A 24917-nucleotide genomic window follows, 5' to 3' on the forward strand; every position below is an offset into this window, starting at 1 on the left:
GATGAGCCGTCAACTGCACGCCCAGACCTATGTCTGGCTGAACGTGTTTGCCTGTGCCGCGCGGCACCTGTCGTTCACCCGATGCGCCGAAGAACTGCACATCACACCGGGGGCGGTCAGCCAGCAGATCCGCCAGCTGGAGGAACGCCTGGGCTTTCGCCTTTTTCATCGCCGCGCCCGCGGTGTGGAGCTGAGTGCCGAGGGCCAGCGCCTGGCCATCACCGTCAATGAAGCCTTTGGCAGCATCGACACGGAATTGCGACGACTGGATGCGGGCATGATCAGCGGGATTCTGCGGGTGCGTTCGATTCCGTCGTTCCTGAGCAAATGGCTGACGCCGCGCCTGCCGCGTTTGCAGCAGCGTTTTCCGGACATCCAGTTGCGCCTGGTGGCCGAGGACAGCAGCGTGCCTTTGCATGAAGGCGACTTCGATCTGGCAATCGACCTGAACGACGGCAGCTACCCGGGCCTGTTATCCACAGCTTTGCTCGATGAGCAGATTTTCCCTGTGTGCGCGCCGAGTCTGTTGCGTGGTCGTCCGCCGCTGCATGGTCCGGCAGACCTGATGCACTTTCCCTTGCTGCACGACATCACCGCCTGGCGTGGCAGCTACGAGTACGCGGAGTGGGAGTTCTACCTCGATGCCATTGGTTTCGAGGGGGCGGATGTGCGGCGCGGGCATACTTTCAATCGCAATCACCTGACGATCGAAGCGGCCATCGCAGGGATGGGGGTGGCGATTGCCCGACGAACGCTACTCAACGACGAACTGGAGCGCGGCGCATTGATCGTGCCTTTCGGCCTGGCGGTGCCTAATCACAAGCGTTACATGTTGCTTTACGCGCCTGGGGCGTTGAGCCACCCGGGTGTACGCGCGGTGCACGATTGGTTGGTGGAGGAGGCGGGTGCTTTTCGCAGCCTGCACCCGTTGGGGGAGCGGCAAATGTGAGCAAATATTACACAAGGGCAGGGCGACCCAACTCCCGACCTTACCAGCGCTTTTGCCCGTTGTCCGGTTTTTCTGCGTATGAATATTTATCTTTTTTCAGGGGTTGAATTGTTCAGCGTACAGACCGATTGTGTAGGCAAGAGGTCACGGTGATGACGCCCAAGGGCTTAGCTGACCGGCCTCTCGCGAGCTAGCTGAAATAAGGGATGAACTATGCAAATCCAAGTCAATAGCGATAACCATATTCAAGGCAGTAAACGACTGGAGGAGTGGGTACGTACGACCATTGAGAGCACGCTCGAACGCTACGAAGAGGACCTGACACGCGTCGAGGTTCACCTGCGGGATGAGAACGGCGACAAGCCGGGTCCCCATGACATGCGCTGCCAACTGGAGGCGCGACCAAAAGGCCATCAACCGGTTTCCGTCACCCATAAAGCCTCCACCATGGAGCAGGCGATCGACGGTGCAGCGGCCAAACTTGAACATGCGCTGGAGCATATGTTCGGCAGATTGCGCGGTAAACGCGCCAACGTGGTCCCTATAGAAAGTGGCGCCCATGCCGACCGGCTGCTGGAAGAAGAGTTTCTGGAAAACGAACAGGCAGCGCTTAACGGCTGACACCTGATTCACTGTTTACCTTCCCATGAGAACGGGCCTGCATTGCAGGCCCGTTTCCGTTTGTGGCTTCAGGATGCCATGGTGATTGGCGGTCGCTTCGCGGGTGCTAGCGCCGAAGCGGTAGGCGATCGGGATGATGAGCTCGTTTCCGGTTTAGCTGCTGGCCGTGATCTGGTGCTTTGCCTGTGGCTGTGCGTGGCGAGCCTGGTTCGGTCTGATGGTGCCGGGCCTGATGCTGGTAACGCTGGTCGACTTGGCATACGGGGTGGACAGTTCATGAAAGAGGACTTTCGCCAGTCGATGTCCTGGTTGCACACCTGGGCCGGGTTGATTTTTGGCTTGCTTCAAGGGCGAAACGTCGCACTGGATGCAGCTGGAAGTTGCGTTTCCAACGGTACCCGCCGAGTCCAGTCTGTCGTGGCTCAACACTCTCTTCAGCAGCATGCAGCCGGCGCTTTGCGCTGGCTTATGGAATTCGCCCGGTGTCCGTGATCCTGGCCTGTGGGCGCGGGCCCGCGAAGGCGGCAGTGAGGGCGAAAAAAGATCGGGACTAGCGCAAAAACGCCTGCCGATACTCGCCGGGCGTTCCGCCCAGGGCCTGGCGAAAGCGGTTGGTGAAGTGGCTGGCGCTGGAGAAACCGCAGGCCAGTGCAATCTCCCCCAGTGGTTGTGAGGTTGTGCGCAGCAACTCCCGCGCCCGGTTCAGGCGCCGTGCCAGCACATACTGATGGGGCGGCAAGCCGAAACTTTCGCGGAACATCCGTGCGAAGTGGTATTCCGACAACGCGCACAACGCCGCCAATTGACCAAGGCTGATGGCCTCATCCAGATGGCTGTCGATGTACTCCACCAGATACCGACGCTGATGCGCGGCCACCCCACCTTTAAGGCGCAGGCCTTGCCGTACCTTGACCTGGCTGAGCAGGGCATGGCTGAGCATTTCGTGAGCCAGGCTGCTGGTGAGCACGCGTTCGCCCGGCTCGTCCCAGTTCAGGGCGATCAACTGCCGAAAGCGCAGTGCCTGCTGCGGATCATCGAGAAAGGTCTGCTCGTGAAGTTGCATTTGCCGTGGTTCGCGATCGAGCAGGGTGACGCAACCGAGGGCAAACTGTTCGGGGCTGAAATACAGGTGTGCCAAGCGAATGTCGCCATTGATCACCCAGCCTGACTGGTGCTCAGCCGGCAGGATGCACAGTTTGTCCGGCGCGCCCTTTTTGCCGGGCTCGTCGCGGCGAAAGGTGCCGGTGCCGCCGGCAATGTAACAGGACAACGTGTGGTGGCTGGGCGCTTCGTATTCCTGGGCGTCGTGGTGATTGCTCCACAAGGCTGCGGACAAGCCGTCACCGAGCTCGGCGCTGTGCTCGAGGCGAGCGTTCGGCGAGCGGTTGAGGGCTTGAAAGACTTGTAGGGTATCCAGTGCAGCCATGATCGTTGCTCTCCAGCACCTGCATCCAACGCCTTGCATCCTACTCCGTGGACGTTTCCCTGCCAGCCTGTCGCCAGACAAAAGCGCAAGTTTATGCAAGTGCGCGAAGGCGTGACGCCGGACACTGGACACCTGTCGAGGAGCCTTCGCCATGAACCTTTCTTTGTATTTGCTGACCGTGCTGATCTGGGGCACCACCTGGATTGCCTTGAAATGGCAACTGGGCGTGGTGGCGATTCCCGTGTCGATCGTCTATCGCTTCGGCCTCGCTGCGCTGGTGCTGTTCGTGATCCTGCTGCTCAGCCGGCGTCTGCAAGTGATGAACCGTCGGGGGCACCTGATTTGCCTGGCTCAGGGCTTGTGCCTGTTTTGCGTCAACTTCATGTGCTTCCTCACGGCGAGCCAGTGGATCCCCAGCGGCCTGGTGGCCGTGGTGTTTTCCACCGCGACCCTGTGGAATGCCCTCAACGCGCGGGTGTTCTTCGGCCAGAAAATCGCCCGCAATGTGCTGATGGGCGGTGCGCTGGGCCTGCTTGGCCTGGGCCTGCTGTTCTGGCCGGAACTGGTCGGGCATACCGCCAGCCCGGAAACCTTGCTTGGCCTGGGCCTGGCCTTGTGCGGCACCTTGTGTTTCTCGGCGGGCAATATGCTTTCGAGCCTGCAGCAGAAGGCCGGACTCAAACCGCTGACCACCAACGCCTGGGGCATGGCTTACGGGGCGGCGATGCTTTCGGTCTGGTGCCTGGTCAAGGGCATTCCCTTCGACATGGAAATGAGTGCGCGTTACATCGGCTCACTGCTGTACCTGGTGATCCCTGGGTCGGTGATCGGTTTCACCGCCTACCTGACACTGGTCGGTCGCATGGGACCTGAGCGGGCCGCGTACTGCACGGTGCTGTTTCCGGTGGTGGCGCTCAATGTGTCAGCGTTCGTCGAGGGTTATCAATGGACGGTGCCGGCACTGTTGGGACTGGTGTTGGTGATGTCGGGGAATGTACTGGTGTTTCGCAAACCCAAGGCAAGTCTCAGTCCGGTTGTGGGCAAACTGGCTTGAAACTATTCAGGTATCCCTTGCCGCCAACAGATAAATCATGCCGAAGAACATGTATTGGATTTGGGTTTGTGCCCATTCAAAGGCGTTGGCCTGTTTGGAGTACTCCAAGTCAAACCATTCGTTTAGTATGATGTTGTAGAAGACCTGATACGTAAAAATACCTGTAATAAAGCCGCTGATGGCAAATTTTTTGGCTTCGTGGAACTCGCGGAGCGGTGCGTCGAGTTTACGGTAGAGTTGATAAGTTCCAACTACGCAGCTGCATGTGAATATGGTTTCGAGTGAGATCAGGGCCCAGTAAAAGCGGTGGTGGAACAGGGGAGAGCTGATGGCACGGTAACGGCGGGAATCATTGCCGACGGTATCGCTCATGCTGATGATTCGCCCGATATACTCGGCGTATGCAGTGTAGTCGGTGATGTTGTTGATAAGGGTCGTTGCACCGAATAATGCCGCCATGAAAACAACTAATAATTTACTCCGTCTTACCATGCAGGCGGTGTTGAAATAGCTCATGCAGGATGCTCTCCGAATGTACGGTTGATGCGTTTTTGTTTTTCGGAGTTTATAGATGTTTAGATGATGTGCGGGTGATGAGTGCTTTGCGATTTATGTCGATGGTTGTATGGGTTGGATGGACAGCTGTTTGAGGGGTTTTTCCAGACTTTATATAAAATGGCACGCCGATTATGACGTGCCATTGTTTAATCAGACTTTCCACACCTGCGGATTGACCAGGTCCTGTGGCCGCTCGCCCAACAGCGCACTGCGCAAGTTGGCCAGGGCACGATTGGCCATGGCATCGCGGGTTTCATGGGTGGCCGAGCCGATGTGCGGCAAGGTTACGGCGTTCTTCAACTGGAACAGTGGCGACTCGGCCAGCGGTTCTTTTTCGTACACGTCCAGGCCGGCACCGCGAATTCGGTTGTTTTGCAGCGCTTCGATCAGCGCCGGTTCATCCACCACCGGGCCACGGGCGATGTTCACCAGAATGGCGCTCGGCTTCATCAGCGCGAGTTCGCGTTGGCTGATGAGGTGTCTGGTCTGTTCGCTGAGCGGCACCACCAGGCAAATGAAATCGGCCTCGGCCAGCAACTGGTCGAGGCTGCGAAACTGCGCGCCGAGTTCCTGCTCCAGTCCGGTCTTGCGGCTATTACCGCTGTAGATGACCGGCATGTTGAATCCCAGTCGACCGCGGCGGGCGATGGCGGCACCGATGTTGCCCATGCCGACGATGCCCAGCGTCTTGCCATGCACATCACAACCGAACAACGGCGCTCCGACGCTGGCTTGCCATTGCCCGGCCTTGGTCCAGGCATCCAGCTCGGCGACGCGGCGTGCGCTGCTCATCAATAGCGCGAACGCCAGGTCGGCGGTACTTTCGGTGAGCACATCCGGCGTGTTGGTCAGCATGATCCCGCGTTCGTTGAAGTAGGCGAGGTCATAGTTGTCGTAGCCCACCGAGACGCTGGACACCACTTCCAGCCTGGCTGCGTTTTCCAGTTGGGCGCGGCCGAGTTTGCGACCGACGCCAATCAGGCCGTGGGCCTGGGGCAGGGCTTCGTTGAATTGGGCGTTGATGTCGCCGTTTTTCGGATTCGGCACGATGACATCGAAATCTTGTTGCAGGCGTTCGACCATTTCCGGGGTGACGCGGCTGAAGGCCAGGACAGTCTTTTTCATGTGAGGGGGGCTCGTCGGGCGGTGAAGAATGCTTAGCAAGCTACAAGTTTGAAGCGGCAAGCTGCAAGTTTAAACGTCGGCCCTGACGTTTTTAACTTGAAGCTTGCCGCTTGAAGCTTGTCGCTGCCGTTCCGCTATACTGCCGCTTTTCGTGGCCCGCTCACCGGGCCCGACACTTCATGCACCACCCGGAGCCATCATGACTTCCCCGAAACAACCGCCGGTCGCCGACACCTTGGGTGACGTGCAGGCAGAGCTGCCAGACAGCGTCGACTCCAGCGCCGACAGCGCAACCAAAGCCGAGATCCCTGCATTCAAATTCCCGTTCAAGCCGGGTGAGCTGGCAGCCGCCAAAGGCTCCAACAAGCCGTGGTACAACAACGGCGCCAAGAATGGTCACACCAAGACGCCGGGCATGGCGCCGCCGGGGACTCGTCGGTCGATGGGCAAGCGCTGAGTTTCACGCCTTGAGTTGCTCGATCTGACGATGGGGCAATTACAGTCGACGAATTCTTCGGATCAAGCTGGCCGCAACGAAATAAACGAGTAATTTGCCGGCGCCCCCGTCGCGACTTGCGCGCCTGCGGCCAGTACGTGCTCCGCGATATCATCGCCCGACACATGAAACTGCCATTCACTGCCCCATTCAGGCAATGTTTGCCCAGCCAGGTCGTCGACGATCGCAGCAAACTCCAGCATATCCGGCAAATAAACGGTAAACCCGTCGCCCTTCAAGGCCGTCGTGCGAATGCCCAGCAAGGCGCAAATCGCATCCTTCATATGAATGTCATCGCGATCCGCCTGACGCGAGCGCTGGATCAATTGCGCCAGTTCCTGATCGACCAGATTGCCGCCGACGATCAAGTCCGGCCCGGTTTCCCATGACTCTGGCGGGCACTCCTTGACGGTGGTGTTCAGGGGAATGTGCGGATTGATTTCCATTGGATAGATACGACACACCAGCGGTCGGCGTTCGTAGATGCGGCAGAGGTTGTCTTCGTCAAGATTTCGGCAGGGGCCGACATTGTAGGCGGCGAAGGTAATGGCCACGTACGCTTCGGATTCGCCGCTGCGCACTGCCGCCGAACGACGTTCGGCGTGTTCCCGTTGTTGCACAGGCAGACCCAGGCCGTTGTCCAGAAACGCTTCCGCCAGCACGACCACCTGACCACCGTCGGCCGCCCACATCCGGGCTTCGCTCAGGGTCAGGGGCACGTGGTGGTCGTTGCAGCATTTGCCACAGCCTACACAAGAAAACGTTGTATTCATCGAGCGTTCGTTCGCATTACAGGGCATGAAACGGCGACAGAATGCCGCCACAAACGCCGCTATCGAAGCAAGTTATGCGCCACTCAGTTGGCTTTGCCGGCCGGGAGGATGGAGTCCCATTGGCGGTGTGTCAGAGTGGAATCGGCTCCCGGCGGACTGCGCGCATCCCGACGCTTTCATACAAGCGCCGCGCTCGAAGGTTGTCCTCCCGAACTTTGAGGTCCACAAAGCCTTCGCGCCGCTGCTGGAACACCTTGAACGCCTGGAGCAACAACGCTCGTCCCAATCCCCGGCCCTGAAACTGCGGGTGCACCACCAGATTCTTGATGTAGGCACTGGTCCAGCACTGACACACACCCACCACATCTTCGGCGTCCAGGGCGATCAAGCACAGGGCCGGGTCAAATTCAGGGTCGGTTTCGAACTGCCGTTGCCACATGTCCAGCGCGGCTACGCGGCCACCACCGTCGAGATAACCGAGTTCCATCAGCCGGTGCACGGCGGTGGCCAGTTCGGGACGGTATTCGCGCAGTTGCAAGCCTACCGGCCAATCGGGAGGCGGCACGACGACAGAGAGGTCGCGCCGCATCAGCCAGCAGAATTCTTCGGTCAACACTCAATAACCCTGTTCGGCGACAGCCTTGGCCGCGGTGATCAGGCACTGGGTCAATTCCGGCGAAGAGAATTTGGTCAGTACCGCGTTCGCCCCCGCCAGCCGTGCTTTTTCGGCGTTCATCGCACTGTCCAGCGACGTGTGCAGCAGTACATAAAGATGCGCGAAATCCGGGGTTTCCCGCAGGGTGCGGGTAAAGGCGTAGCCGTCCATTTCCGACATTTCGATGTCCGAGACGATCAGGTTGATCTGCTGCGCGGTGCCTTGCAGGTCCAGCAGGCAGTCGATGGCTTCCTTGGCGCTGCGGGCCGTATGGCATTGCAGACCGAGGTTACGCAGGGTGTGCACCGATTGCTGCAAGGCGACCTGGCTGTCATCGACCACCAGGATGCGCGCGTTGCCGAGCAGTTCGGCGTCTTCCATGCTCAGTTCGGTCGGCGCCATTTCGATTTGTACCGGGGCGATACCGTGAATGACTTTTTCGATGTCCAGCACCTGCACCAGGGTGCCATCGACCGATGTCACGCCAGTGATGTAGGCGCGCAAGCCTCCGGAGCCGAAGGGCGGCGGGCGGATGTCGGTGGTCAGGCAGTGGACGATCTTGCTCACCGCCTGCACATGCAGGCCCTGCTTTGAGCGGCTGACGTCGGTGACGATCAGGCAACCGCCGTTCGGGTCTTCCAGCGGTCGCTCGCCAATGGCGCGGCTGAGGTCGATCACCGACAGCGAGGCACCGCGCAGGGTGGCGATGCCTTTGACGTGCGGGTGCGACTCCGGCAGCCGGGTCAGCGGCGGGCAGGGAATGATTTCACTGACCTTGAGCAGGTTGATCGCCATCAGCTTGCCGCTGCGCAAGGTAAACAACAGAAGCGAAAGTGAGTCTGCGCGGGCTTTGGTGGAGGACATATGAACCTTCTCTGAAAAAGCTGGCGGGCGATCATGGGATCGTAAATGACTTCGATGCCGGGTTATCGACTTGTTTGAGGCAGGCTTTAGGGTCAGTACCTCTCTCGGGGCAAACACAGGACCAATGTGGCGAGGGGGCTTGCCCCCGTTGGGTCGCGAAGCGGCCCCAGCTTTTCACCAGTCAAACCGAGTCGCCGGGTTTACGACCGCTGCGCGCCCGAACGGGGGCAAGCCCCCTCGCCACAAAGACTTCATTCACCCTGTAGCGACGCTATTTCATCCCCAACCGCTTGGCCATCCGCCCCAGGTTCGCCCGATCCAAGCCTAGCTCACGGGCCGCGCTTGCCCAGTTGTGGTTGTGCCGTTCCAGGCAGGCAGCGATCAATTGGCGCTGATAACGCTCGGTGGCCTGGCGCAAGTCGCCGGTCACCACTGGCATGACGGTGGCGACGGGTTGCTCGGCAGCGGTTTCAACGCTGGCATCGGGCAAATCCAGGTCGGCGGCGCTCAGGCTGAGAATCTTCGGCCGTTCCTTACAGTTGCCCAAGGCTTTCAAGGCGCTGCGGCCGATCAGGTGTTCTAGCTCGCGCACGTTGCCGGGCCAGTCGTAGGCCAGCAGAGCGGCCTGGGCGTCGCTGCTCAGGCGCAGGCTGTTGAGACCCATTCGCGAGCGGTTCTGCTCCAGGAAGTAACCGCTGAGCAGCAGCACATCGCGCCCGCGGTCACGCAGGGCTGGGACCAGCAACGGATAAACGCTGAGGCGGTGATAGAAGTCGGCGCGGTAGCGGCCGCTGCGAACTTCTTCGGCGAGGTCGCGGTTGGTCGCCGCGATCAGGCGTACGTCGACCTGATGCTCGGTGTCCGAACCCAATCGCTGCAGCTGACCGCTCTGCAATACTCGCAGCAACTTGGCCTGCACGGTCAGCGACAACTCACCGACTTCATCGAGGAACAGCGTACCGCCATTGGCCAGTTCGAACTTGCCACGGCGGTCATTCATCGCTCCGGTGAAGGCGCCGCGGACATGGCCGAACAATTCGCTTTCCACCAATGTGTCGGGCAGCGCGGCGCAATTGAGGCTGATGATCGGTTTGTCGGCGCGGGGCGAGGCGGCATGGATGGCCTGGGCCACCAACTCCTTGCCGACCCCGGTTTCACCTGTGATCAGCACGGTCAGGTCGCTGCCGCCCACCAGGCTGATTTCTTCGACCAGACGCTTGTGGGCCTTGCTCTGGCCAATCATTTCGCGATTCTGCTGACCGCTGGCCTGACGGTAGACCTCGGCGCGTTGATGTTCATCTTCGACCCGGTTGTTCAACCGCTCAATGCGTTCGGCGGCGTTGACCGTGGCGGCCGCGAGACTGGCGAAAGCTTGCAGGGCATCCAGTTCGATCGGTTCGAAGCGCTCCGGATCGAGGGCGTCGAGGGTCAGCAGACCCCACGGGCGCTCATCGATGAACAGGGGGCACCCCATGCAGTCGTGGACTTCCAGATGATCATCCAGGCCATCGACCAGGCCGTCATAAGGGTCTGGCAAGTCGCAGCCGGCAGCGAAACGGGTCGGGCCGGGGCTGCTGAGCAGCGCTTCGAAACGCGGGTGTTCGCTGACCTTGAAGCGCCGACCGAGGGTGTCGGTACTCAAGCCGTCGACGGCCAGCGGCACCAGCCATTCACCATCGAGGCGCAGCAGGGCGGCGGCGTCGCAGGGTAGCAGTGCGCGCATGGCATCCAGCAGGCGGCGATAACGCTCACCCTCGGGCAGTTCGCGGGACAGGTCGGAGACCAGGGGTAGCAGGGCGGTGAGCAGGGATTTTGCAGTCATAGTGACTCCGTGTAGTCGACATGACTATAAATCAGTTGCTGTCTAAATGACTATGAAGTTATTAATTTATTGATTTATAACGATTAAATAGTTGGCATGGAAGCTGATAAGCATAGGGTAATCCGTTAGCAACCCAAGAAGACCAGGAGTTACCTAATGCTGAGCGTTCAAGACCGTGCCATCATCAAATCCACTGTGCCGCTGCTTGAAAGCGGTGGTGAAGCGCTGATCACGCACTTCTACCGCATGATGCTCTCCGAGTACCCAGAAGTCCGCCCGCTGTTCAACCAGGCCCACCAGGCCAGCGGTGACCAGCCGCGTGCCCTGGCCAACGGCGTCTTGATGTATGCACGCCATATCGACCAGCTCGACCAGTTGGGCGACCTGGTGGCCAAGATCATCAACAAGCACGTGGCTCTGCAGATTCTGCCGGAGCACTACCCGATTGTCGGCTCGTGCCTGCTGCGCGCCATCGCCGAAGTGCTGGGCGAAGAGATTGCCACCCCTGAAGTCATTGCGGCCTGGGGTGCGGCTTATGGGCAGCTGGCGGACATCCTGATCGGTGCCGAAGCCAGTATCTACGACCAGAAGGAACAGGCACCGGGCGGCTGGCGCGGCGCGCGGGAGTTCATCGTGGCAGGCAAGGTCGAGGAGAGTGCCGAGATCACCTCGTTCTACTTTGAACCCGCGGACAAAGGCCCGATCCTGGTGGCGGAGCCCGGCCAGTACATCGGCATGAAACTGATCCTCGACGGCGAAGAGATCCGCCGTAACTACTCGCTGTCGGCGCTGGCGAACAACGGCCAGTACCGCATCAGCGTCAAGCGTGAGGACGGGGGCCGCGCTTCCAACTTCCTGCACGACCAGTTGCATGTCGGCGCGAGCATCCAGTTGTTCCCGCCTTCGGGCGAGTTCATCCTGACCGCCAGCGACAAGCCACTGGTGTTGATCAGCGGCGGCGTCGGCATTACCCCGACCCTGGCAATGCTCGAAGCGGCGCTGGAGACCCAGCGGCCAGTGCATTTCATCCATTGCGCGCGCAACGGCAGCGTCCATGCTTTCCGCGACTGGATCGACGGCCTGGCCGAGCGTCACCCGCAACTCAAGCGCTTCTATTGCTATTCAGAGGATGACGGCGTGAGCCCGGCGGCGCACAAGGTCGGGTTGTTGAGCCAGCAGCAGTTGCATCAATGGCTGCCGGAGCAGCGTGACCTGGATGCTTACTTCCTTGGGCCGAAAGGTTTCATGGCTGCGATCAAGCGTCACCTCAAGGCGCTGGGCGTGCCGGAGCAGCAAAGCCGCTATGAGTTCTTCGGGCCGGCAGCGGTGCTGGAGTAAGGCTCTGGTGCGGTGAGTCAGTCTCACCGCGTCGCCTTCATCGCGGGCAAGCCACGCTCCCACAGGTTTTGTGTCGTTCACATCACTCTGGATCGACACAAATCCCTGTGGGAGCGGCGGTGCGACGATTCGACTTGCCCGCGATGAAGGCGACGCGGTCTTGAACTGAAAAAAGTCAGAAAGTTAATCCCTTCTTAACCGTCTTGTCGTCTATTCCCTCGAATCCCCCTGACACGCGCCAGACTCTCAAAGGTCCGGGGCAGCGTGTAGACTGGCGGACAATCGAAATCTTCAAGGGAAACGCGATGAGCGATGAATCCATGCGGTTGGGGCGTGAACGGCGCTACCTGGTGTTGTTGGGCATCATTTGCCTGGCGCTGATCGGCGGTGCGCTGTACATGCAAATTGTCCTGGGCGAGGCGCCTTGCCCGCTGTGCATCCTGCAACGTTATGCGTTGCTGCTGATCGCGATCTTCGCCTTCATCGGCGCCGCCATGCGCACCCGTCGCAGCATCACGGTGTTCGAAACCCTGGTGGTGATCTGCGCGCTGGCAGGCGTCGGCGTTGCCGGGCATCACGTCTATACGCAGTTCTATCCGGCGGTCAGCTGTGGCATCGATGTGCTGCAACCGATTGTCGATGATTTGCCGCTGGCCAAGATTTTCCCGCTGGGTTTCCAGGTCGATGGTTTCTGCTCCACGCCATACCCGCCGATCCTCGGTCTGTCGCTGGCGCAGTGGGCGCTGGTCGCCTTCGTGCTGATCGTGGTGCTGGTGCCTCTGCTAACGTCGCGTAACCGCAAGGCGCTGCGCTGAGGTCATCTGTCGACACACATTGTCGGACAAAAAAAGCCCCGGCCCTCGCAGAGAGGTCCGGGGCTTTTTTGTCTGGCCGGGCACATTTCAGAGGTCGGGTAAAAAGACCGTGATGTGTGACAGCCAAGGGTGCGACACATGTGCGACATGTTGTCACAGATTCGGTGTCGCAGGGCGCTCATGGCGGCCGGATTGGGACATGGAAACGTAACGAAATTGGACTGATTTGCAGGCTTGCGATTTTTTCCGGATCGAACGCGAACAGGCAGTTTTAACAGGGTCTGGCGAATGGCCAGAGCCCCCGTCATATCGGGCCTTGGACAGGGTCGAGGGCAGTGGGGAGTAACCCGATACTGTCTGAACTGCGGGAGGAAGGCCTACTTATTTTGGTGTTTTTGTTGAGAATCAATTTCGATAAGATGCGCCACTTTTGCGAAAACGGTTAATGATTGTTGCTGGTTCGGATAAAAATTATTTCGGGATGAGACATGGTTTATAGAACGTTACATATCTACAATCGCCCGCACTGAATTCCCGGCACTGCTCAAATCTTAACCAGGCTTGAGCGGAAACAGGGTGTCGAGAGGTCTGGTGGCTTCATGCGATGCCCAGGTGTCGGAACACCCAACTATCCGCACCAAATGGAATTGGTCTGTAACAAGGCCTTTGACCACGAATTCGAATAAGAACTCGCCGCACGCCCAGGATTTGTCGTACAGCGTCTGACGCACGACGGGCATGCCCTTATTCAATCCAAGAAAAATGCCAACCCTTGGCAGGGTGAAGTGTTGGCGATCAAAACCCAACTGCATTGCGCAAGCTGCTTTAGAGGTCGTGAGATGAGTAAAAACAGGTACCCCAGACTACTAGGCTTATTGCCGCTGATCGGCACGTTGTTGCTGTCAGGCTGCAACATGACCTTGCTCAATCCCAAGGGCCAGGTCGGTCTGGACGAGCGAAACCTGATCATCACCGCAACGCTGCTGATGCTGTTGGTCGTGGTGCCGGTCATCATCATGACCTTCCTGTTCGCCTGGAAATACCGCGCGTCCAACACCAGCGCTACCTACACCCCGAAATGGAGCCACTCCACCAAGATCGAGATCGCGGTGTGGGCTGTTCCAGTGCTGATCATCATTGCCCTGGGTTACGTCACCTACAAGTCGACCCACGCGCTGGATCCGTACAAGCCGCTGGAATCCGACGTCAAGCCTGTGACCATCGAAGTGGTCGCGCTGGACTGGAAGTGGCTGTTCATCTACCCGGAACAAGGCATCGCCACGGTCAACAAGATCGTGTTCCCGGCGCACACCCCGATCAACTTCAAGATCACTTCCGACGCTGTGATGAACTCGTTCTTCATCCCTGCGCTGGGCGGCCAGATCTACGCGATGGCGGGCATGCAGACCAAGCTGCACCTGATCGCCAACGAGAACGCTGAAATGGACGGTATTTCCGCCAACTACAGCGGCGCTGGTTTCACCGGCATGAAATTCAAAGCGATCGCAACTTCTCAGGAAGAGTTCGACGCCTGGGTCAGCGAAGTCAAGAAGTCGCCTAAGCAGCTTGAACAAGCTGAATACGCAGCCCTTGCCAAGCAGAGCCAGAACAACCCAGTCGAGCTCTACTCCTCGGTGACGCCGAACCTGTTCCAGATCATCGTCGACAAGTACGAAGGCATGAAACCGGGTCCGAAGGTGCACCACGAGAAGAACGAGAAAGAGAAAGAAGTGGCCGCTACGGACATGAACTCGCATTCAGCTGCCGGGGCAGAGGAGTAAACGATGTTTGGTAAATTAAGTTGGGAAGCAGTTCCTTTCCACGAGCCGATCGTGATGGTGACCATCGCCATGATCGCGCTCGGTGGTCTGGCGTTGTTCGCGGGTATCACCTACTTCAAGAAGTGGACCTACCTCTGGACCGAGTGGCTGACTTCGGTCGACCACAAGAAAATCGGCGTGATGTACATCATCGTCGCCATGGTCATGCTGCTGCGCGGCTTTGCCGACGCCATCATGATGCGTTCCCAGTTGGCCATGGCCACCGAAGGTTCGCCTGGCTACCTGCCACCTGAACACTATGACCAGATCTTCACCGCTCACGGTGTGATCATGATCATCTTCATGGCGATGCCATTCTTCACCGGCCTGATGAACCTTGCAGTGCCGCTGCAGATCGGCGCGCGTGACGTTGCCTTCCCGTTCCTGAACTCCCTGAGCTTCTGGCTGCTGGTTTCGGGCGTAGTCCTGATCAACCTGTCCCTGGGCGTCGGCGAATTCGCCAAGACCGGCTGGGTTGCCTATCCGCCGCTGTCGGGCCTGCAATACAGCCCGGGCGTGGGGATGGACTACTACATCTGGGCGCTACAGCTATCCGGGTTGGGTACGACGCTGACGGGGGTCAACTTCCTGGCCACCGTGCTGAAAATGCGTACCCCTGGCATGAAGCTGATGGACATGCCGATCTTCACCTGGACCTGCACCTGGGCCAACGTCCTGATCGTGGCTTCGTTCCCGATCCTGACCGCTACCCTGGCGCTGCTGACGCTTGACCGCTACCTGGATTTCCACATTTTCACCAACGAACTTGGTGGCAATCCAATGATGTACGTGAACCTGTTCTGGGCGTGGGGTCACCCTGAGGTGTACATCCTGATCCTGCCAGCGTTCGGTATCTTCTCCGAAGTCGTCTCGACCTTCACCGGCAAGCGCCTGTTCGGTCACCACTCGATGGTCTACGCATCGGGCGCGATCTCGGTACTGGGCTTCATGGTTTGGCTGCACCACTTCTTCACCATGGGTTCGGGTGCCAGCGTCAACGCCTTCTTCGGTCTGGCGACGATGCTGATTTCCATCCCGACGGGTGTGAAGCTGTTCAACTGGCTGTTCACCATCTACCAGGGCCGTCTGCGTTTCACCAGCCAGGTTCTGTGGACCCTGGGCTTCATGGTGACCTTCGCCATCGGCGGCATGACCGGCGTACTGCTGGCCATCCCGGGTGCCGACTTCGTCCTGCACAACAGCCTGTTCGTGATCGCGCACTTCCACAACGTGATCATCGGCGGCGCGGTATTTGGCTACATCGCTGGTTTCGGCTTCTACTTCCCGAAAGCGTTCGGCTTCAAGCTGCACGAAGGCTGGGGTAAAGCAGCGTTCTGGTTCTGGATCAGCGGCTTCTTCGTCGCGTTCATGCCGCTCTATGCGCTGGGCTTCATGGGCATGACCCGTCGTCTGAACGCCACCACCAACCCTGAGTGGGTGCCGTACCTGTACGTCGCCATGTTCGGTGCGATCCTGATCGCCTTCGGTATCGCCTGCCAGCTGATCCAGCTCTACGTGAGTGTGCGTGACCGCAACAAGCCAGAGAACATGTGCGAACACGGCGACCCGTGGAATGCACACACCCTGGAATGGTCGACTTCGTCGCCACCACCGTTCTACAACTTCGCTGTACTGCCAAAAGCCGACGGTATCGACCCGTTCACCGAAGCCAAGGAAAACGGTACCGCGTACAAGGCTCCGGCCAAGTACGAACCGATCCACATGCCAAACAACACCGCCACCGGTGTGGTCATGGGCGCACTGTTGACCGTGTTCGGTTTCGCGATGATCTGGCACATCTGGTGGCTGGCAATCGCTAGCCTGGCCGGCACCGTGATCTACTTCGCGATCCACGCGGCCCGTGATGATCAAGGCTATATGGTGCCGGTCGACGTGATCGAGCGCATCGAAGCCGAGCAGCACAAGCGTCTGGTTGCGGCAGGGAAAATCCCGGCCACCGCCACCCGTGTTGAAACCTCGTTGGAACAGGCTTAAACCATGTCGAACTTAGTGACCAATGCTGGACACACCCATGTCGATGGACATGGGCATGATGACCATCACCACGACTCGGGCGAGATGACCGTATACGGTTTCTGGCTCTACCTGATGACCGACTGCATTCTGTTTGCATCGATCTTCGCAGCGTACGCGGTACTGGTTAACAACGTAGCGGGTGGCCCGTCGGGCCACGACATCTTCGAGCTGCCATACGTGCTGGGCGAAACCGCTCTGCTGTTGTTCAGTTCGATCACCTACGGCTTCGCCATGCTGGCGTTCTTCCGTGGCAACAAGAAGCAGGTCCTGGGCTGGCTGTCCCTGACCTTCCTGTTCGGTGCCGGCTTCATCGGCATGGAGATCAACGAGTTCCACATGCTGATCTCCGAGGGCTACGGTCCTAACCGTTCCGGCTTCCTGTCCGCGTTCTTCACCCTGGTCGGTACCCACGGTCTGCACGTGACCAGCGGCCTGATCTGGATGGCGATCATGATGTATCAGGTGCAGAAAAACGGCCTGACGGCGACCAACAAGACCCGTCTGAGCTGCCTGAGCCTGTTCTGGCACTTCCTGGACGTGGTGTGGATCTGCGTATTCACCGTTGTTTATCTGATGGGGACTATGTAAATGGCTAACGCTCATTCCCACAATGGCCACGACGATGGCAGCCACGGCAGCGTCAAGTCCTACGGCATTGGCTTCATCCTGTCGGTCATCCTGACCCTGATTCCATTCGGCCTGGTGATGTACCCGACGCTGCCGAAGTCGATCACTCTGTTGATCGTTGTGGCATTCGCGGTGATTCAGGTACTGGTGCACCTGGTGTACTTCCTGCACCTGGACCGTTCGGCTGCACAGCGCAACAACGTCATCGCGTTTGTCTTTGCCGCGATCGTGATTGTCCTGCTGGTTGGCCTGTCGATCTGGATCATGTTCAGCATCCACACGTTCATGATGGCGAAGTGAGGTAGATCCGCATGTCCCTTAAGCACTTTATCCAAATCACCAAACCGGGGATCATTTTCGGTAACGTGCTTTCTGTGGCAGGCGGATTTTTCCTGGCCTCCAAAGGGCATGTCGATCTGGCCATCTTCCTGGCCGCGATGATCGGCACGTCCCTGGTGGTTGCCTCCGGTTGCGTATTCAACAACTGCATCGACCGCGACATCGACCTGAAGATGGAACGCACCAGGAACCGGGTGCTGGTCCAGGGCTTGATCTCCCTGAAACTGGCCCTGGCCTATGCGACCGTCCTGGGTGTCGCCGGCGTTGCGCTGTTGTACAAGGTGGCCAATCCGTTGGCCGCGCTGTTCGCAGTCATCGGCTTCATCATCTACGTCGGCTTCTACAGCCTGTACCTCAAGCGCAAGTCGGTTCACGGCACGCTGGTGGGCAGTCTGTCGGGCGCCATGCCGCCGGTGATCGGCTACGTCGCGGTGAGCAACACCTTCGACATGGCCGCACTGACCCTGCTGGTGATGTTCAGCCTGTGGCAGATGCCGCATTCCTACGCCATCGCGATCTTCCGCTTCAACGATTACCTGGCCGCATCGATCCCGGTGCTGCCAGTGAAGCGCGGAATCCAGGTGGCCAAGAAGCACATCCTGATCTACATCCTGGCCTTCCTCGTGGCGACCTTGATGCTGACCTTCAGCGGCTACGCCGGCATGAGCTACCTCGCCGTCGCCGCAGCCATGGGCATGTACTGGCTGTACATGGCCTGGACCGGCTACAAGGCAGTGGATGACACGGTCTGGGCACGCAAGCTGTTCGTGTTCTCGATCTTCACCATTACCGCGTTGAGCGTGGCGATGTCCCTGGACTTCAAAGTGCCGACCGAGTTGCTGCTGACGTACGCGCCTTAAGCGTCGGATGCCGTAAAGAAAAGCCCCGCCCTTCGAGAGAAGGAGCGGGGTTTTTTGTTGGGGGGATTCTGGTGAGCTGTGTGGCCGCCATCGCGAGCAGGCTCGCTTACGATAGGGCGACCTGACCGGCAATAGTGCCTACGGATTTGCCTGAACTTTCCCACGAGTTTTTCAGGTTGAGGGTCGGAAGTTGCCTATCTAGCCTCGGGATGCCGTTATTACAAGCATCCCAGAGGATTTACGATGGAACTGCCAGAGGTAATCACCCCGCGTGTTAATACGAATACAGCGTTGGGGCAGGCTTTGATTTCGATGTTCAAATCTGTCGAAGCGGAACTGGAGCTTGAGAACGCAGGACCAGGGGCGGTCAAAATTATCCTGTTCGGTGGCTGCGCTGTTCACCTTTATACCCATCATCGCGTTTCCACCGACGTCGATGCCGAGATTTATGAGGCTCATGTTCCCGAAGGTTTACACCTGCAAACCATGCTCGCAGAGATACCTGAGCAGTTTGTTGATGAGCGATCCGGTCGCTTGATGGAGCTGAACTACGACCTGCAATACAACACCAGTTTTGGCCCAATTCATGAGGACTATTGGGAGCGGAGCCTTCCTTTTACAGAGTTCCCGGTTGAGTCCCCGCTGCACGTTCATATCGCAGCACCTGTCGACATTGCCATCTCCAAGCTGGGCAGAGCGACCGATCAGGACATTGGTGATATCAAGGCACTTCTCAGGGCTGGTTTCATCCTGACTACCGAGTTCCGTCGACTGGCATTGCAGGCGATTGATGTATATGTTGGCAACAAGGAGCTACCAATTTCCGTTCTCACTAATATTTTGCATGATTATCTGGAGAGCACAGATGACGAAGCCCCATAGCGGCCACGTCCTCTCATCCGCCTTGGACACGCTGGTAAAAAGACCTTTGAATCAAGCGGATGACGCTGCTCTCGTGAGCGCCGCCAAAGCTGTCTGGTACTCGGACTCGAATCTTGAAAGCGAGGTAACCGCTTTTTTGAATCGTCACACTGACGAAGTGGAAGTTCGGCGCGCTGGCTATCTACTAGAACGACTCACGCGATTTACTTGCTTATCCGATCTCCGGGTGTCGGAAACTCTCAATGTCCTCGAGCTTTTTGCGCATTCGACTTCTGTGCAGGCCGTGACGCAGCAAACCGTCACGCCACTACGTCGACGCCGTGATGAGCTTGCTGTCTCTTGGGGGTTGAGTGAGGGCCTCGGCCTTAAAGCCCAAGCCCTCATGCCTTTTCAGACCCGGCATTACGAAGCTGAGCAGCGCGCCCTGTTTTCCTGAATCCAGCTTGCAACAAACGGCTGTCTCGTTCGGCCCTGAAGTAACAACAATCGTCAGTTTGTAAGCCCCGCCCTTCGAGAGAAGGGTTGGGGGGATTCTGGTGAGCTGTGTGCTCGCGATGGCAGCGCCGCGGAGTAGTTGCTTCATCGAAACTGCAGCCCATCTCAAAAAGCACTCTTGGTTTGCTTAGCTATAAGCAATTTGCCTATAGTTTCAAGTCGATACTAGGAGGTACCCCATGAAAAAACGCGACCTGTTTGCAGAATTGATGCAGGGCGTTGATGAGATGGCGGCTCAACGCGAAGGCAAGATTACGTTGCGCAACACGGTTGTGGAGGACATTCCTGCACCAGAGGTGGGGGCGCAGGAAATCGTTGCTCTACGGGAAAAGCTTCACATGTCCCAAGCCGTTTTCGCCAAGCGAATTCGAACCAGTCCCAGCACGCTGAGAAACTGGGAGCAGGAAAAATCCAAACCCAATGCTCAGGCCGCCTTGTTGATCAGGTTGGTTGAGAAATTTCCGGATATGGTGGATCGACTGGCCGTCGTTTGATCAAGCAGCCAAACAACGGAAAAGCCCCGCGCTTCAAACGAAACGCGGGGCTTTTTCATTCATGCGCGGTTGTTACACGGTGCATCGAGCACCTTAACCACGTCGTCGATGATTGCCTTGCTCATGTCCTGCAAAAAGTGCGACGCCCAGGCATGGCGGTCGGAGTCACGGACCATGGCAGCGTCTGAGGCGAGATGTTTTGCGAGGTGGAGCAGGTTGGAGGCGTGGTAGAGGGCTTCGGTTACCGGGACGCCGGCGTTGATACGGAACAGTGGTTCGTTGGCGTGGTAGGAAAAGGGGGTGAGGCCGATGGTTTTGAGGTCTTTGGGATTGGTCATTGGGCTTCACCTCTTTTTGGGCTGGAGGTGGAGGGGCAGGGCTGGTGTAGCTGATGGATCAATAGCGTTCATTCGTAACTCCTGCATAAGTGAAGCTGTCCCGTTCGTTCTCAGGCGAATGGGTGGCAGCTGTGTGCAGGCTGAGAAACCGGAGATGCAGGACCCGGCAGACACTAAGGTCTCCCACACACAGCCGCCATAACACGAAAATTCAGGCGTAAAAAACGCCAACAATCGTTGGGCGTAGCTGCGTGGCATCTTACCCGGGTTCTCAGGCCCGGTCGCTGAATTGGCAGCGACCGGGCGAAGTTAGCCGGCAAGGATGAGGTCGGCAATCGTAGCGATCTGCTGGCCGGGAGGCTCATTGGCTACCACAACCCCTGTGGGAGCGGGCTTGCTCGCGAAGGCGGTGTGTCAGGCAACTTTGATGCTGAATGTGACGGCCTCTTCGCGGGCAAGTCGAATCATCGCACCGCCGCTCCCACAGGATTGAGGGCAGTCAGTTACTTGAGTGGTGTATCAAGCAACCGGAAAAACCGCTCCCGCACCTGCAAGCTGTCGCTGTGCGCCACATTGAAGCGCAGGAACTGACTGGCATTCGCGGCTTTGCTCAGCAAGGTGCCCGGCGCCAATACCAGATTGTTCTCCAGCCCCTGGCGAGCCAGGTTCTCGGCATGCAGGCCCTCCGGCAACCGCGCCCAGATGAACACACCTTCGCCGGGCAACGAGGAAAGCGAACACCCAGCCTGCGCCAGCCAACCCGCCACGCGACTATTGGATTCATACAACCGATCCACGGTGCGCCGCGCATGCCTGGCGTAGCTGCCATCGTTGAGCATGGTGCAGGTGATCTGCTCCGCCAGTTCCGAGGTCACGCCGCCGCAGGCCATTTTCAGGGCAATCATGCGTGCTGCCAGTTGGGGTGACAGCACGGTGTAGCTGACGCGGCTGTTGGCGGTCAGGGTCTTGGAGAAGCCGGAGACATAACTCACATTGTCCAGCCCACTGGCCGCCAGGCGCGGGGTGCGGCGTTGCTGGATGTCGCAGTACAGATCGTCTTCGACGATGTGGAAGCCATGGCGATGGCTCAGTTCCAGCAAGCGGTAGACCTGGGCCGGGGTGAACGAGTGGCCGGTGGGGTTATGCAGGGTGCTGTTGGTCATGTACAGCACGGGTTTGTGGGCGATCAGCAGTTGCTCGAATGCGTCGAGGTCCATGCCGTCGCAATCCCGGGCGATGGTGATGACTTTGGCCCCGTGCAGCGCCAGGTTGGTGTGCATATTGAAATAGCAGGGGTCGTCGAGCAGTACGGTGTCGCCGGGTTTGACCAGCAGGCGCATCAGCAGGTCGATGGCCTGCATGGTGTTGGCGGTGGTGATGATCTGGTCCACCGGCGCTTCGATGCCGAAGGTCGCCAGTTTGACCCGCAAGGCCTGGCGCAACGGCAAGTAACCGCCGGCCACGCCATACTCACCCATGCGCAATGACGTTGCACGCAGGGTGCTGCGCACGGCTTTCTGCAATTCTTCGGCGGGAAGCCACGAGGTCGGCAAAAAACCGCAGCCAGGGCGCAGCGCGCCGTTGTCCAGCAGCAGGGCGCGACGAATCACGCTGAGGGTGTCCTGGGGTTGCAGGTCCGGGCCGGTGCCGCTTTTCAGCGCCGCCTCGGAGCGATGCACGTAATGCCCCGAGCCCTGGCGAGACACCACCAGCCCCTTGGCCCGCATGCGATCCAGTGCATCGACCACCGTGGATTTGCCCACGTTCATCAAGTCGGAGAGTTCGCGAATCGGCGGCAGCTTGGCGCCGTGGGGCAGGCCGCCCGTGCTGATGGCCTGGGTCAGTTGATCGACGATCTGCTGCACCAGCGGCACGCCGGGCTGGAATTCAATGGCGGCAATGACTGCACGTTGAACCTGCATTTTACTGGTCTCTCCGGCAGTAAAGTTCGTTGGATTCTATACGAACTTGCCCTGATCAGAACAAGCCTCTCTCTCTACCATGCCCTTACAGACTTTTCTGATGGCCAACCCTGGAGGGGCGGCCATCGCGTGGTTCATGAGGTGTTGCATGAGTGTCGAAACAACGGTCGCGGTGGCCAAACCTGTCATCAATTTGCGTTTGTTTACGATCCGAATGATCACCGCGGTCTCGCTGTTCGCGGTGCTGGGCAAGGCCAACGTCTGGCTCGACACCGCCACCAACAGCATCCTGGCCCTTGGATACCGCGCCTTGTTGCTGTTGCTACCCCTGACTTTACTGGTGCTTGGCCGCCGCTCCCTGAGCGTCACGCTGCTGTGTGCCGGCCTTGGCCTGGTGTTGCTGGCGCTGACCAGCCATCAAGGCATGGTGATGTTTGCTGCCGCATTGTTTGCCTACGGCATTGCCATTGCCGGTTACCTGATCAAGAGCGAAGCGGCACAGACCAAAGAAGGCGCGGCCTACAACCGCGTGGCCATGAACATGGGCAGCCTGGTGGCCGGCTTGATCCTGCTGTCGCCACTGCTCACACCCACGATGTTTTTCCTCGGTGCGGCGGCGTTCGTATTGCTGTGCCTGCCGATCGCCCTTGGCGCGACCTTCACCACCGAACCGGTGGCAGCCCGCCCGACCAGTCAGGCCGGCAGCGACTGGGGCAGCAAACTGCCCTGGGTGATTGCCGGGATCATCATGGGCATCAAGCTGTTCGGGGTGTTCTCGATCCTGCCCCAGGCGATCCTGCTCAAGACCGGCGAATTGCCGGCCTGGTACGGCTTGATGCTGATCCTCAACAGCGCCGTGGTGGTCTTCGCCCAGGTGCCGGTGATGAAGCTGATCGAACGCACCGGTCGCTTCAAGGTGCTCGCGGTGATCGGGATCATCGTCGGCGGTTTCGCGGTGCTGTCGTCGCCGGCGGCGTTCCACGTCGAAACCCTGGCTGGCGCGCTGATCTGGGTCGCGCTGCTGTCGATCGCCGAATGTGCCTTCAGCTACCTCGATTATTTTTCGGTCAAGCAAAACAACATGTTCGTCAAGGAAGTGTCCCTGGGAGTAGGGGCCGGGCTGACCGTGTTGATCATGCGAGTGGTGCCGGCGCCGCACAACGCGCTGGTCCTCGCCGCCATCGGCGCGGGCGGGATCCTGGCCTGGTATTGGCTCAACCGTAAATCCAATGCGTCGTTGCATGACTGAGTCATCGTCGTTGCGGATTTCACTTTGCGGGTCGGGGGCAACAATGAATACGACTTCATGCGTGGTAGTGGTCGGTTACAACGGCAATCGGGTTCACGACATCCAGAAACTGCGCGAGCTGTGCAAGTCGCTCTATAACGCCAGGCTTATCCTGCTGGTCGAGAAAGTTCAGCCCCATGACGATCAGGTGGCCGATCATGTCTGCAGCACTTCGCTGGCCGAGAAAGATGTGGCAGCGTCCCTTGAACTGATAGTCGGATGCCTGAAAGCCGACAGCTGGAAGCTGATCGGCGTGTTGCCATTCTCCGATCGGGGCGTGCTGCTGGGCGCTGCGCTGGCCAGTCACTTCGGCCTCCCAGGCATTACCCCGGGTGAAGCGCGGGCGGGCCTGGACAAGCAGATCTTTCGCCAGCTCGAAGCCGAGGCCGACAGCTCCCCTGAAGAATACCGGCCGGTGTTTTCCGCGCGGGTCGAGAGCCTTCCGGAACTGCGCCAGCGCATCGTCGAACTGGGCGGCAAGGGCTTCGTCAAACCGGCCTGCGAAGGTGCGAGCCGAGGCTGCCGCGTCATCCATCACCCTTCGGAATGCGATGACGCCTGGCTCGCCCTCAAGCCCTACCGCGCAGGTGGCATCGTCCTTGAAGAGCTGGTGCAGAACGCCCGCGAATACAGTTGGGACTGCGTGGCCGGCAGCACCTGGGTGACTGAAAAAACCACCACCGAAGGCGCCTTTCGCGCAGAGATCCAGCAAATCGTACCCGCACCGCTGCCGGCGGAGGCACAGGCGCGTCTGATGGCAGCCGGTCGGCATATGGCGGGTCTGGTGTCCCGGGACAATGGTGCCTGGCACAACGAAGTATTCCTGCGCAGCGACAACCTGACCAGCGCCGTGGAAACCAACATGCGCCCCGGTGGCATGCACATCTGGGACCTGGCCAAACGCGCCTTCGTCGATTTCGATCCGTGGGCGCGCTGGGTGCGCTGGGCGGTGGAAGGCGAGATCGAACAGCATGCGCCAGTGGCCCGCGGTTACTGCGGTATTCGCCTGCTCAAGGCACCGGCCGGCGGCATCTTGCGCTCGACGCCTGACATCGCAGCCCTGGCCCGCGCACTGCGCATCGATCTGGTGGAAGGCCAGTACGCCAAGCGTATCGGCGACTCGGTCAGTGCGCAGATCAAGGACAACTTCTCATTCATCGGTCACATCGTGCTGTTCAACGAGCACTACGGGCATCTGAGCAACGACCTGTTGCGTCTGGCCGAGGTGATCGAGTCACGCATCGAGGTGACTAGCCTGGCACCGGCCGAGCGCGCCGTGTGTTGAACAGGCTGGCGCCAACGTTTTTGTATTTCTGATC

26 protein-coding genes are annotated in these 24917 nt (G+C 59.1%); 16 read left to right on the forward strand and 10 right to left on the reverse strand.

Annotation, left to right across the window (positions count from 1 at the left end; all coding sequences use genetic code 11):
• The first annotated feature begins 1 nt into the window (after position 1).
• Positions 2 to 949, forward strand: coding sequence for a LysR substrate-binding domain-containing protein (locus tag CAG47_RS19265; protein WP_085726425.1), 948 nt, complete (start codon positions 2 to 4; stop codon positions 947 to 949).
• Positions 950 to 1162: 213 nt separating this feature from the next.
• Positions 1163 to 1570: an HPF/RaiA family ribosome-associated protein gene (locus CAG47_RS19270; protein WP_085726426.1), complete on the forward strand. Its 408-nt coding sequence runs from the start codon at positions 1163 to 1165 to the stop codon at positions 1568 to 1570.
• Between the two features lie 550 nt (positions 1571 to 2120).
• Here the strand turns inward: CAG47_RS19270 and CAG47_RS19280 are convergent.
• Positions 2121 to 2996 carry an AraC family transcriptional regulator gene (locus CAG47_RS19280; RefSeq protein WP_085726428.1) on the reverse strand — a complete coding sequence of 292 codons (876 nt, stop codon included), beginning with the start codon at positions 2994 to 2996 and terminating at the stop codon, positions 2121 to 2123.
• Between the two features lie 151 nt (positions 2997 to 3147).
• Here CAG47_RS19280 and CAG47_RS19285 point away from each other — a divergent pair, with 151 nt between their 5' ends.
• Positions 3148 to 4050: a DMT family transporter gene (locus CAG47_RS19285; protein WP_085726429.1), complete on the forward strand. Its 903-nt coding sequence runs from the start codon at positions 3148 to 3150 to the stop codon at positions 4048 to 4050.
• 6 nt (positions 4051 to 4056) lie between these two features.
• Here the strand turns inward: CAG47_RS19285 and CAG47_RS19290 are convergent, their stop codons facing one another.
• Positions 4057 to 4566 (reverse strand): DUF2165 family protein, encoded by a 510-nt coding sequence (locus CAG47_RS19290; protein ID WP_085726430.1) that lies wholly within the window; start codon positions 4564 to 4566, stop codon positions 4057 to 4059.
• 192 nt (positions 4567 to 4758) lie between these two features.
• Positions 4759 to 5733: a D-glycerate dehydrogenase gene (locus CAG47_RS19295; RefSeq protein WP_085726431.1), complete on the reverse strand. Its 975-nt coding sequence runs from the start codon at positions 5731 to 5733 to the stop codon at positions 4759 to 4761.
• Positions 5734 to 5932: 199 nt separating this feature from the next.
• Between CAG47_RS19295 and CAG47_RS19300 the strand changes: the two genes are divergently transcribed.
• A complete protein-coding gene (locus CAG47_RS19300) occupies positions 5933 to 6190 on the forward strand; it encodes a hypothetical protein (RefSeq protein WP_085726432.1) in 258 nt (85 codons plus the stop codon).
• A gap of 62 nt (positions 6191 to 6252) precedes the next feature.
• On the opposite strand, the gene CAG47_RS19305 is transcribed toward CAG47_RS19300, so the two are convergent.
• The 4 genes from CAG47_RS19305 to norR form a co-directional block, all read right to left on the reverse strand.
• Positions 6253 to 7002 (reverse strand): YkgJ family cysteine cluster protein, encoded by a 750-nt coding sequence (locus CAG47_RS19305; RefSeq protein WP_085726433.1) that lies wholly within the window; start codon positions 7000 to 7002, stop codon positions 6253 to 6255.
• A 130-nt stretch (positions 7003 to 7132) separates the two neighbouring features.
• Complete coding sequence (locus tag CAG47_RS19310; protein WP_177409041.1) at positions 7133 to 7591, reverse strand: GNAT family N-acetyltransferase; 459 nt, start codon at positions 7589 to 7591, stop codon at positions 7133 to 7135.
• A 27-nt stretch (positions 7592 to 7618) separates the two neighbouring features.
• Entirely contained in the window at positions 7619 to 8521 is a 903-nt protein-coding gene (locus CAG47_RS19315; protein ID WP_085726434.1) for a chemotaxis protein CheV, read from the reverse strand.
• Positions 8522 to 8792: 271 nt separating this feature from the next.
• Positions 8793 to 10343 carry a nitric oxide reductase transcriptional regulator NorR gene (gene norR / locus CAG47_RS19320; RefSeq protein WP_085726435.1) on the reverse strand — a complete coding sequence of 517 codons (1551 nt, stop codon included), beginning with the start codon at positions 10341 to 10343 and terminating at the stop codon, positions 8793 to 8795.
• 156 nt (positions 10344 to 10499) lie between these two features.
• Between norR and hmpA the strand changes: the two genes are divergently transcribed.
• Together hmpA and CAG47_RS19330 are read left to right on the forward strand one after the other, a co-directional pair.
• Positions 10500 to 11681 carry an NO-inducible flavohemoprotein gene (gene hmpA, locus CAG47_RS19325; RefSeq protein ID WP_085726436.1) on the forward strand — a complete coding sequence of 394 codons (1182 nt, stop codon included), beginning with the start codon at positions 10500 to 10502 and terminating at the stop codon, positions 11679 to 11681.
• 305 nt (positions 11682 to 11986) lie between these two features.
• A complete protein-coding gene (locus CAG47_RS19330; protein WP_085726437.1) occupies positions 11987 to 12496 on the forward strand; it encodes a disulfide bond formation protein B in 510 nt (169 codons plus the stop codon).
• A 551-nt stretch (positions 12497 to 13047) separates the two neighbouring features.
• On the opposite strand, the gene CAG47_RS19335 is transcribed toward CAG47_RS19330, so the two are convergent.
• Entirely contained in the window at positions 13048 to 13308 is a 261-nt protein-coding gene (locus CAG47_RS19335; RefSeq protein ID WP_085726438.1) for a hypothetical protein, read from the reverse strand.
• A 27-nt stretch (positions 13309 to 13335) separates the two neighbouring features.
• Here CAG47_RS19335 and cyoA point away from each other — a divergent pair, with 27 nt between their 5' ends.
• The 8 genes from cyoA to CAG47_RS19375 all read left to right on the forward strand — a co-directional run bounded on the left by cyoA (position 13336) and on the right by CAG47_RS19375 (position 20050).
• Positions 13336 to 14277, forward strand: a complete 942-nt coding sequence (gene cyoA / locus CAG47_RS19340; protein ID WP_085726439.1) for a ubiquinol oxidase subunit II — start codon at positions 13336 to 13338, stop codon at positions 14275 to 14277.
• Positions 14278 to 14280: 3 nt separating this feature from the next.
• A complete protein-coding gene (gene cyoB / locus CAG47_RS19345; RefSeq protein ID WP_085726440.1) occupies positions 14281 to 16311 on the forward strand; it encodes a cytochrome o ubiquinol oxidase subunit I in 2031 nt (676 codons plus the stop codon).
• Between the two features lie 3 nt (positions 16312 to 16314).
• The gene (locus tag CAG47_RS19350) at positions 16315 to 16941 is read left to right on the forward strand and encodes a cytochrome o ubiquinol oxidase subunit III (protein WP_085726441.1); all 627 of its coding nucleotides are present in this window, start codon (positions 16315 to 16317) and stop codon (positions 16939 to 16941) included.
• Positions 16942 to 17280 (forward strand): cytochrome o ubiquinol oxidase subunit IV, encoded by a 339-nt coding sequence (gene cyoD, locus CAG47_RS19355; protein ID WP_085726442.1) that lies wholly within the window; start codon positions 16942 to 16944, stop codon positions 17278 to 17280.
• A gap of 11 nt (positions 17281 to 17291) precedes the next feature.
• Positions 17292 to 18179, forward strand: coding sequence for a heme o synthase (gene cyoE, locus CAG47_RS19360; RefSeq protein WP_085726443.1), 888 nt, complete (start codon positions 17292 to 17294; stop codon positions 18177 to 18179).
• Positions 18180 to 18422: 243 nt separating this feature from the next.
• A complete protein-coding gene (locus tag CAG47_RS19365) occupies positions 18423 to 19061 on the forward strand; it encodes a DUF6036 family nucleotidyltransferase (protein ID WP_177409039.1) in 639 nt (212 codons plus the stop codon).
• On the forward strand, positions 19045 to 19497 hold the full coding sequence (locus CAG47_RS19370; RefSeq protein WP_085726444.1) for a hypothetical protein: 453 nt from the start codon (positions 19045 to 19047) through the stop codon (positions 19495 to 19497). Before CAG47_RS19365 ends, CAG47_RS19370 begins: the two co-directional genes overlap by 17 nt.
• Before the next feature lie 238 nt (positions 19498 to 19735).
• Entirely contained in the window at positions 19736 to 20050 is a 315-nt protein-coding gene (locus tag CAG47_RS19375; protein ID WP_007970375.1) for a DNA-binding transcriptional regulator, read from the forward strand.
• Positions 20051 to 20109: 59 nt separating this feature from the next.
• Here the strand turns inward: CAG47_RS19375 and CAG47_RS19380 are convergent, their stop codons facing one another.
• Positions 20110 to 20388 (reverse strand): DUF3077 domain-containing protein, encoded by a 279-nt coding sequence (locus tag CAG47_RS19380; protein ID WP_085726445.1) that lies wholly within the window; start codon positions 20386 to 20388, stop codon positions 20110 to 20112.
• A 503-nt stretch (positions 20389 to 20891) separates the two neighbouring features.
• Positions 20892 to 22310, reverse strand: a complete 1419-nt coding sequence (locus tag CAG47_RS19385; protein WP_085726446.1) for a PLP-dependent aminotransferase family protein — start codon at positions 22308 to 22310, stop codon at positions 20892 to 20894.
• A 148-nt stretch (positions 22311 to 22458) separates the two neighbouring features.
• Here CAG47_RS19385 and CAG47_RS19390 point away from each other — a divergent pair, with 148 nt between their 5' ends.
• The gene (locus CAG47_RS19390) at positions 22459 to 23559 is read left to right on the forward strand and encodes a hypothetical protein (RefSeq protein WP_085726447.1); all 1101 of its coding nucleotides are present in this window, start codon (positions 22459 to 22461) and stop codon (positions 23557 to 23559) included.
• Between the two features lie 43 nt (positions 23560 to 23602).
• On the forward strand, positions 23603 to 24883 hold the full coding sequence (locus tag CAG47_RS19395; protein WP_085726448.1) for an acetyl-CoA carboxylase biotin carboxylase subunit family protein: 1281 nt from the start codon (positions 23603 to 23605) through the stop codon (positions 24881 to 24883).
• Positions 24884 to 24917: the final 34 nt, after the last annotated feature.

Origin of the sequence: Pseudomonas sp. R37(2017) (genome assembly GCF_002113375.1) — a bacterium.
Taxonomy (GTDB): domain Bacteria; phylum Pseudomonadota; class Gammaproteobacteria; order Pseudomonadales; family Pseudomonadaceae; genus Aquipseudomonas.

What these genes read in the sequence shown, in the direction of transcription:
- CAG47_RS19265 (WP_085726425.1), top strand. Translation starts at nt 2, where the DNA reads ATGAGCCGTCAACTGCACGCCCAGACCTATGTCTGGCTGAACGTGTTT.
- CAG47_RS19270 (WP_085726426.1), top strand. Translation starts at nt 1,163, where the DNA reads ATGCAAATCCAAGTCAATAGCGATAACCATATTCAAGGCAGTAAACGA.
- CAG47_RS19280 (WP_085726428.1), bottom strand. Translation starts at nt 2,996, where the DNA reads ATGGCTGCACTGGATACCCTACAAGTCTTTCAAGCCCTCAACCGCTCG.
- CAG47_RS19285 (WP_085726429.1), top strand. Translation starts at nt 3,148, where the DNA reads ATGAACCTTTCTTTGTATTTGCTGACCGTGCTGATCTGGGGCACCACC.
- CAG47_RS19290 (WP_085726430.1), bottom strand. Translation starts at nt 4,566, where the DNA reads ATGAGCTATTTCAACACCGCCTGCATGGTAAGACGGAGTAAATTATTA.
- CAG47_RS19295 (WP_085726431.1), bottom strand. Translation starts at nt 5,733, where the DNA reads ATGAAAAAGACTGTCCTGGCCTTCAGCCGCGTCACCCCGGAAATGGTC.
- CAG47_RS19300 (WP_085726432.1), top strand. Translation starts at nt 5,933, where the DNA reads ATGACTTCCCCGAAACAACCGCCGGTCGCCGACACCTTGGGTGACGTG.
- CAG47_RS19305 (WP_085726433.1), bottom strand. Translation starts at nt 7,002, where the DNA reads ATGAATACAACGTTTTCTTGTGTAGGCTGTGGCAAATGCTGCAACGAC.
- CAG47_RS19310 (WP_177409041.1), bottom strand. Translation starts at nt 7,591, where the DNA reads ATGCGGCGCGACCTCTCTGTCGTCGTGCCGCCTCCCGATTGGCCGGTA.
- CAG47_RS19315 (WP_085726434.1), bottom strand. Translation starts at nt 8,521, where the DNA reads ATGTCCTCCACCAAAGCCCGCGCAGACTCACTTTCGCTTCTGTTGTTT.
- norR (WP_085726435.1), bottom strand. Translation starts at nt 10,343, where the DNA reads ATGACTGCAAAATCCCTGCTCACCGCCCTGCTACCCCTGGTCTCCGAC.
- hmpA (WP_085726436.1), top strand. Translation starts at nt 10,500, where the DNA reads ATGCTGAGCGTTCAAGACCGTGCCATCATCAAATCCACTGTGCCGCTG.
- CAG47_RS19330 (WP_085726437.1), top strand. Translation starts at nt 11,987, where the DNA reads ATGAGCGATGAATCCATGCGGTTGGGGCGTGAACGGCGCTACCTGGTG.
- CAG47_RS19335 (WP_085726438.1), bottom strand. Translation starts at nt 13,308, where the DNA reads ATGCAGTTGGGTTTTGATCGCCAACACTTCACCCTGCCAAGGGTTGGC.
- cyoA (WP_085726439.1), top strand. Translation starts at nt 13,336, where the DNA reads ATGAGTAAAAACAGGTACCCCAGACTACTAGGCTTATTGCCGCTGATC.
- cyoB (WP_085726440.1), top strand. Translation starts at nt 14,281, where the DNA reads ATGTTTGGTAAATTAAGTTGGGAAGCAGTTCCTTTCCACGAGCCGATC.
- CAG47_RS19350 (WP_085726441.1), top strand. Translation starts at nt 16,315, where the DNA reads ATGTCGAACTTAGTGACCAATGCTGGACACACCCATGTCGATGGACAT.
- cyoD (WP_085726442.1), top strand. Translation starts at nt 16,942, where the DNA reads ATGGCTAACGCTCATTCCCACAATGGCCACGACGATGGCAGCCACGGC.
- cyoE (WP_085726443.1), top strand. Translation starts at nt 17,292, where the DNA reads ATGTCCCTTAAGCACTTTATCCAAATCACCAAACCGGGGATCATTTTC.
- CAG47_RS19365 (WP_177409039.1), top strand. Translation starts at nt 18,423, where the DNA reads ATGGAACTGCCAGAGGTAATCACCCCGCGTGTTAATACGAATACAGCG.
- CAG47_RS19370 (WP_085726444.1), top strand. Translation starts at nt 19,045, where the DNA reads ATGACGAAGCCCCATAGCGGCCACGTCCTCTCATCCGCCTTGGACACG.
- CAG47_RS19375 (WP_007970375.1), top strand. Translation starts at nt 19,736, where the DNA reads ATGAAAAAACGCGACCTGTTTGCAGAATTGATGCAGGGCGTTGATGAG.
- CAG47_RS19380 (WP_085726445.1), bottom strand. Translation starts at nt 20,388, where the DNA reads ATGACCAATCCCAAAGACCTCAAAACCATCGGCCTCACCCCCTTTTCC.
- CAG47_RS19385 (WP_085726446.1), bottom strand. Translation starts at nt 22,310, where the DNA reads ATGCAGGTTCAACGTGCAGTCATTGCCGCCATTGAATTCCAGCCCGGC.
- CAG47_RS19390 (WP_085726447.1), top strand. Translation starts at nt 22,459, where the DNA reads ATGAGTGTCGAAACAACGGTCGCGGTGGCCAAACCTGTCATCAATTTG.
- CAG47_RS19395 (WP_085726448.1), top strand. Translation starts at nt 23,603, where the DNA reads ATGAATACGACTTCATGCGTGGTAGTGGTCGGTTACAACGGCAATCGG.